The sequence below is a fragment of the Bacillus sp. 05T21 genome (genome assembly GCF_056396785.1).
On record NZ_JBFTMD010000061.1, the window covers coordinates 1 to 7,305 of the forward strand.

The window sequence follows — 7,305 nt, forward strand, 5'->3', positions numbered from 1 at the left end:
TATTAACGCAAGTATCAATCTAAAGAATGAAGCGATAAGGCTTCTAACCGCAAGGACTGTGGAGATAGCCTAATAAATTAGAGTTCGATAGAACTCTTTACTTAGGAATCCCCCTCTTCTAAACGAAGTGAAAGTGGGGGTAGTTCAATAGGCGATCAATATAAATGCATGGAATGTATATTAAACTAAAGAACTCGTACAAACTCGTAAGTTTTAATGTAGTAGTTGTCATGACATATAAAAGGTGTCACGCAATAACTTGAATACTTACAAATTTATGCTATTTAAAAATATATGAACTTAAAGCACTTGATTGTCATTTATGGCAACAAGTGCTTTTTTCATAGATATATTAAGACTCGATAAACAAATAAAATATAGATTATATATATGGATTGATAAATGAAATAAAATAAGTCGTGAATATTATATAAAAGATAAGACTTACTTAGGTAATATAGATAAAGAGTTGTACAAGAAGTTAGACAAAGGCTCTAAAATAGAAGTACTAGAATACAAAGGAAAGACAATCATGTATGATAGTTACGATGTAAAGTAAGGGGGATTATATTGAAAAAGAAACGGTTTAGAATTGGTTGTATGGTAGTGTTTCTAGTGTGTACGTTCCTACTCATAGGGGTAGGAACGTACAACGAGATACAAGTCAGACAACATGGTAAGTCAAGTATAGCGGAAGTCGTAGACATGAAAGAGTACACACCTAGAGGGTTTAAGACTTATGAAATCAAGTACAAAGTAGATGGTGAAACGCACACAGGTAGCGTAAGTAAGAAAGTATACAAACGTTTAGACATTGGTTCTCGCATTGAGGTTGTTGAGTACAAAGGAAAGACTATGCTATTTGAAAGTTACGGTTCAAAGTAAGGGGTATGAATAGTGAATCATAGACGTAAGAAAAAAAAGAATCCAATACACGTAGAAAAAGTACCAAATAGGGTAGAACGCATAGGAAAAGAAGAGAAACCGAAAGAGGAGCAGAGTAACAAGTTCTTTGACATTCTCCTTGGTATTCTTCTTTTCCCACTTATTATATGGGCAGTATTAGAAGGTTCTAGGGGAAAGTTAAGTAAAAAGGTAACTCTTGTGGTTATAAGTGTTATTGTTTTCATCTTAGTTGGGGTAGTTATAATAGGAAACAAATAAAGGGGTATGTTATGAGTGAAAAGAAATTCATAAACTTAGAGAAAGACCCAGAGTATGTAGACGAATATGTTGTATTTAAGAGTACAAAGTTTGGAAAAACCTACTACTTAGATTCATCTGTGAAAGGGTATACAGAGTATGAACTTGAAGAGTATATCATGAAACTTGAAGCATACAAGAAAAAGAGAAGGAAGAAGGCTTGGATGTATGTAGGTATTTTCGTCTTATTCTGTTTGGTCTTGTCAGTTATAGAGGGGTATCAAAAAGAAGAATTAGTTAAAAACGGCAAAGTAAAAGAGGTTATGGTTCTTGGGAAACACATTGAAGAAGAGTATATCATACTGAAACACCCTACTTTAGAGTTGTTTGACAATAACAAAATGAAAAAGATATGGGTGAAACAGGAACTTTACGATAAGGTATATCCGACTGACAAGGTACGAATCATTGAGTACAAAGGTGAAGTTAAGTTGGACCCTAGATATGAGGATAAAGACTTAGTCATACAGAAGTATAAGTTTGGGAGGTAATTGTAATATGGTTGAGTAAGGGGCATTTTATAAGTCCTCATAAATTTCTGGAATTGAGGGTTACTATTAATCTATAATTTATTTAAAATAAAGGTAGTGAAGAATAACTACTCTTCACCTGAAATAAATATAAAGGAGAATTATAATAATAATGACTTTTCCCAATAATGTTAACGGTATGTGTGAGTATTCAATAATAGAAATTAGATGCTTACCCTATAATTCTGAAACAATAAAATTTCAAAACGACTTTGTTCTTATTTGTAGTACATATCTTAATAAAAATGATAAAGCACATGGTCATACTACATTTGAAATCCAATCTGTAAAAGAATTATCTTATAATAATTCACACGTTAAAGAAGCCAAAAAGTTTGCATTCAAAGGTGGTACTTTAAAGATTAATGATTTTGTAAACATAATTGAGGTGAAAACTGATTATGATACAAAGATTATAGCAAACCTTTCTTACCAATATTCTAAAGATCAAGAGATGGAATATATACAAAATAAAGACTTACTCCTATTTTCTACTTCAGTAGGAATCAAAGGTTCTTTTTCTAACGTCCCTTATCTTTATCTACCACCAGAATTTAAGACCTACATGGACTACTATGATGCTCATCAAGAATCTAAAATTCTCCATGATGCTTATTATACTTTGTGTCGAAGCACAAAAGAAGATAGTCAATTCATTGAACAATTTAAGGAACTACAAGATAAACAAAGTATTTTAGAAAAAGATTTATATGATCGTTATTTACAAAACACATATAAGGACTAAATGAATTTCGTAAACTATCTCCACTTCCAGCTTGTTTAGGAGTGGTCGCTTCCTAGATTCACCTATCTTGCGTGTTTATTTCTATACAAGTACAAGAACTAATTATGGATTAGGCTATCCCGTTAGTTTATATAGTTCGATAAAACGTATGTTTTATTATGAAAAAATAGTAATTCATCTCCCACCTATTTGTTGGTGCCATGCACCTACATACAAATTGAAGAGAGAGAGGAATCACCTAAATTTAGTTAAAATGATTACATGCTGTAAATATACACATCAGATAAACAAAACAAATAAAAAAAAGAATCCCATATCATATATGTTTATGGGATTCTGCTTTTATCTAGTACTGGTCCATTGTTACACAGACCTCAATTTATCGTTTATTCATTGTTTAATTTTATTAATAAACTACATAGATTCATATTAGCGTTTGATATCCGTTAATATTTTCTGATATCCCATTGTTTTCGGGCTACCGATCTGAATTTTATTTGTTAACTCATTATTATAGATTGTTGTTGCTTTCGCAAATTGATTACGATCCCATTGGTGATCTTTAGCAATTTGTTCATCAGATAAATTATAGTATGAATAAGTTACACGTCCTTCTACATCTGGAATTGGATCATCGAAGGTTGTATCAAGATGGTACCATTTCCCCTCAATTTTCACTAGATTCCAAGCATGAGGTTGTCCATTTCCAGTCCCTGTTACAATATGACCTTCTACTCCTGCCTCTTTTAACAATTGATAAGTTAATAATGCATATCCTTGACAAACAGCAGAACGGTTTGCTAAAGCTTCATATGCCGTATAAGCCTGGAAAGAAGTATCATACGAAACATGTTTTACGACATAATCATGAATTGCTTTTACTTTTTCATGTTCATCCATACCAGCTTTAACAATAGAAGTGATAACTGATTTTGCTTGTGTCTTTACATAGTTCATTTGCTCTTTTGATTCACGGTATGTAATTTTTAATGTAAATACATAATCTCCTGGAATACCACGAATAGAATATTGTGTATTTGCAACGTTATATTTCATGTATTCATTTGAATCAACTGTCTCATCATATGCTTTAACAAGCGTATCCATAACTTCTCTTATATTAGATTGTTTAGATTTATATGTTATAGTTATATCTTCTTCATGATTATTAATATAATTTTTCATGTCTTTTTTATAAGCTTCTAATAGTTGTACCTCAGTTTGTACACTCGTATCTTCTTTATTTGGCTTTGTCACATCAGGATTTTGTGTATTTAATTGTTCCCTATAATTTAATGCATTAAATAAAAACTGTGCATACTGTTCACGAGTTACAGTTTTATTTGGTTCAAAACCTCCATTACCTGTACCTGATGCAATTTTATTCGACTGTACGGCACTAATGGCGTCCTTCGCCCATGAATTATCTGGTACATCATTAAAAGTATGTTTACTTAACACAGGAACTTTAAAAGCAGTCTTGATGACCTGTGCCATTTCTGCACGACTTAATGATTCTTTTGGTCGAAATGCCCCATTTTGATCCCCTTTAAAGACTCCTATGTCTGTCAAAAATAGAATCTCTTCTAAGAACATTGTTGAGTTTTTATTAATGTCCTTATATGGATTTTTAAGCTGAGACCCATCTTGCATAATATAAAAAGAGTTGTCCTTATTAAGAGTGCCTCCTTTTTTAGCAGGAGCTAGCACACGATAAATTAAAGCTGCCACCTGTTCACGAGTAGCATTATCTCCCAGGCCAAACATTCCATTTCCATATCCTCCGATAATATTACGATTAGCTAAGCTCGTAATGGCATTATTTGCCCAATGGTTTTTGGGAACATCATTAAATACAACTGAATTTCCCCCTGATTGGACTTCAGCTTTTACGGGATCACTACTTGTTCCTAACAATGCACCTCCTACCATCGTTAATGATGTTATTGATTTTAATAGTTTTTTACTCATAAATTCTCTCCTAATAATATATTAAAGTAATTAACTTTACTTCACTAAGTTTATTAAACAAGTGGTATCTTTTAACTAAAATTTATAGATTTACGATACGAGAAAGCCCCTGCAGGACTTAAGTCCGCCTTTAAGCATGGGATGAAAGTATCGCTTTTGCGTAGCAAAACATGTCAAAATGGCCTCAAAGTCATGCAAAAGACTCTAAAACAATAATGTTCTCTAAAAAATGAATATTGTATGAGGTTGCACGAATCAATTTCACTTCGTGCGTAAAACAATACATGTCGTCAAGTACTAGACGCTAAAGCATAAGGAGAACCTATACGGTCTGTCATGGGAGTGGTGATGGCAAGTCGCAATTTTGCACGTCAGCACTCCCAGAAATGGACTTCGCCTTTGGTAGCAAGAATCCCACTGACCTATGTCAGCTTGCCCCTTTAGGGGTGGGAGTGTCAAAAATGTACTATGAAAGACTTTTAGACAGATACAGTCTAGGATACTACAAAATACATATATAGTTTTATGCATTTATGCATTTTCTTCATTTTTTTAAAGCAATAGGTGTATTTTGTATAATATTTAAAGGGTTTTTGATGTTTCTATGAAAATAAATCAAATTTTCTTATATTGATTCCGTAAAAAGCTATCATACATGATAAGAGATTTATTCTTTTGTTGTTCTTTTAAAGTTTCAAATTGATTAATAAAAGATTCTGAATAATCATTTTCTTTTATGAAATGTTCTAATATTGAGTAAGCAGTGTGAAGAACTTCAGAATCGTGCTTAGCCTGATAATATTCTATATACTTCTTAAAATCCGGAGGAAGATATAAATAAGGAATATTAGACAATTGCCCCTTTGACCCTTCAGAAATGGAAAATAAGAGTAAATCTTGCTCTTGTATATATTCCCTCTCTTGATCGCTATGATATTGATAGGAAAGTCTCGCTATGAATTTCGTATCATAGTCTGATTCCGCATGAGTAATTGTTACAAAATCATTTATTTTCAAAGACCCACCTTGGTATACAAACTTCTTAGCATTTTTTACATTTGGATTATTATAAGACAGTTCTTTTATAGATTGAATTTCAAATGTAGTATGACCATGTGCTTTATCATTTTTGTTAAGATAAGTACTACAAATAAGTACAAAATTATCATAAAAATCGGGTGCTGTAGAAATACAAGGTAAACATTGAATTTCTATAATTGAATACTCATAAGACGTATTGATGTTACTTGGAAAAATCATTTTATAATTCTCCTTTAAATTTATTACCCATACCATATAATCGATCTTCATAAAAAATAGAAAAGCCATTATCGAATTGATAAGGGCTTTTCACATACTTTTATATAGAATAAAAATCAGATGCCTATAGAAGTATAACACAAAATTCAATTAAAACAATGTGGCTCTGTTGCAAAGTTTGAAAAAACATAAACAGGTTGGTAAATGAGGAACAATGTTTCGGAAGAAGTTAGTTCCAAATTTGATAGATGAGATTTCCATATTCATGAACCGGTTCTGGTGCGCTTATATATTTTAAAAAGAAAAGACACCCTAAGGTGCCTTCCTCCGACTTGATAACCACTTTAATTTTAATAACATTGGACGCCCATCCAAATATTATTATACCATGTTAAGTTATTTTGTTCATTTATGCTGGTCGTCTGTAGGCTGTTTTGTAGTCCATGTAGCGATTAATAAGAAAATAATAGCAATAACTACACCTAAAAGTCTTTGTTTGAGCCACATGGATAAGGCGAAATTTGAAGTAATAGCTAAAAAGATAAATATTACGGTATATTTATTGAATCTCATTACGAACAACCTCCCAACGGAACTATACTCAAGAAAATTTTACTATTTTCTTGTTTCGTAAAAAATAGTATTAAACAAAATTCAGATTCTTTATCATTTTAGCCAAGAAGACTCCTTCCTCAAGGAACGCGAAGTGAGTAGGTGGGAGATGAATTGGCTTCGGGCAAGGGATGGCAGGAAGCCATCTTAATTGTTCGACATACATAAACTGTTACTTCACTACCTATCGAATGTATGTTTGTTGTATAATAGACACATATCGAAATGGAGGTGAAACGAATGATGATCAATAAAGCATATAAATTTCGTATCTATCCAAATAAAGCACAAGCGATCCTAATCAATAAAACGATTGGCTGTTCTCGTTTTGTATTCAATCACTTCCTATCTTTATGGGGTAATGCATATAAAGAAACAGGAAAGGGTTTGACATATGGTACATGCTCTGCCAAACTTCCAGCCATGAAGAAAGAGTTTGTTTGGCTAAAAGAAGTGGATAGTATTGCGATTCAGTCGTCTGTTCGCAACCTTGCGGATGCTTATACACGCTTTTTCAAAAAACAAAACAGTGCCCCGCGTTTCAAATCTAAGAAGAACAACGTACAATCTTACACCACAAAACAAACAAATGAAAACATTGCCGTTGTAGGAAACGAAATGAAATTACCAAAAGTCGGTCTTGTTCGATTTGCCAAAAGTCGTGAAGTAAAGGGACGTATTTTAAATGCTACAGTTAGACGGAGCCCTTCTGGCAGATACTTTGTGTCATTGTTAGTTGAAACAGAAGTGCAAGAACTTCCGAAAACAAATTCTTACATTGGAATGGATGTGGGACTAAAAGATTTCGCCATTTTGTCAGATGGAACGACCTATAAAAATCCAAAGTTTTTTCGATCATTAGAAGAGAAGTTGGCAAAAGCACAGCGTGTTCTTTCTAGAAGAACGAAAGGATCTTCTCGCTGGAATAAACAACGAGTAAAAGTAGCTAGAATTCATGAATACATGACGAATGCTAGAAAAGAT

7 protein-coding genes are annotated in these 7,305 nt (G+C 32.7%); 5 read left to right on the forward strand and 2 right to left on the reverse strand.

What is annotated here, in order from left to right; genetic code table 11:
- Positions 1 to 570: 570 nt before the first annotated feature.
- From AC1DKZ_RS32300 to AC1DKZ_RS32315, 4 genes are all read left to right on the forward strand, one after another.
- Complete coding sequence (locus tag AC1DKZ_RS32300) at positions 571 to 885, forward strand: hypothetical protein (RefSeq protein ID WP_078214616.1); 315 nt, start codon at positions 571 to 573, stop codon at positions 883 to 885.
- A gap of 12 nt (positions 886 to 897) precedes the next feature.
- Positions 898 to 1,164: a hypothetical protein gene (locus AC1DKZ_RS32305; protein ID WP_078214615.1), complete on the forward strand. Its 267-nt coding sequence runs from the start codon at positions 898 to 900 to the stop codon at positions 1,162 to 1,164.
- Positions 1,165 to 1,175: 11 nt separating this feature from the next.
- The gene (locus tag AC1DKZ_RS32310; protein ID WP_476997927.1) at positions 1,176 to 1,694 is read left to right on the forward strand and encodes a hypothetical protein; all 519 of its coding nucleotides are present in this window, start codon (positions 1,176 to 1,178) and stop codon (positions 1,692 to 1,694) included.
- 151 nt (positions 1,695 to 1,845) lie between these two features.
- Entirely contained in the window at positions 1,846 to 2,478 is a 633-nt protein-coding gene (locus tag AC1DKZ_RS32315) for a hypothetical protein (protein WP_003193514.1), read from the forward strand.
- A gap of 429 nt (positions 2,479 to 2,907) precedes the next feature.
- On the opposite strand, the gene AC1DKZ_RS32320 is transcribed toward AC1DKZ_RS32315, so the two are convergent.
- The gene (locus AC1DKZ_RS32320; protein WP_003193516.1) at positions 2,908 to 4,449 is read right to left on the reverse strand and encodes an S-layer homology domain-containing protein; all 1,542 of its coding nucleotides are present in this window, start codon (positions 4,447 to 4,449) and stop codon (positions 2,908 to 2,910) included.
- Positions 4,450 to 5,064: 615 nt separating this feature from the next.
- The gene (locus AC1DKZ_RS32325) at positions 5,065 to 5,709 is read right to left on the reverse strand and encodes a hypothetical protein (protein WP_476997928.1); all 645 of its coding nucleotides are present in this window, start codon (positions 5,707 to 5,709) and stop codon (positions 5,065 to 5,067) included.
- 852 nt (positions 5,710 to 6,561) lie between these two features.
- On the opposite strand from AC1DKZ_RS32325, the gene AC1DKZ_RS32330 reads away from it, so the two are divergent.
- On the forward strand, positions 6,562 to 7,305 hold a 744-nt coding region (locus tag AC1DKZ_RS32330; protein ID WP_476997929.1), incomplete at its 3' end, for an RNA-guided endonuclease TnpB family protein.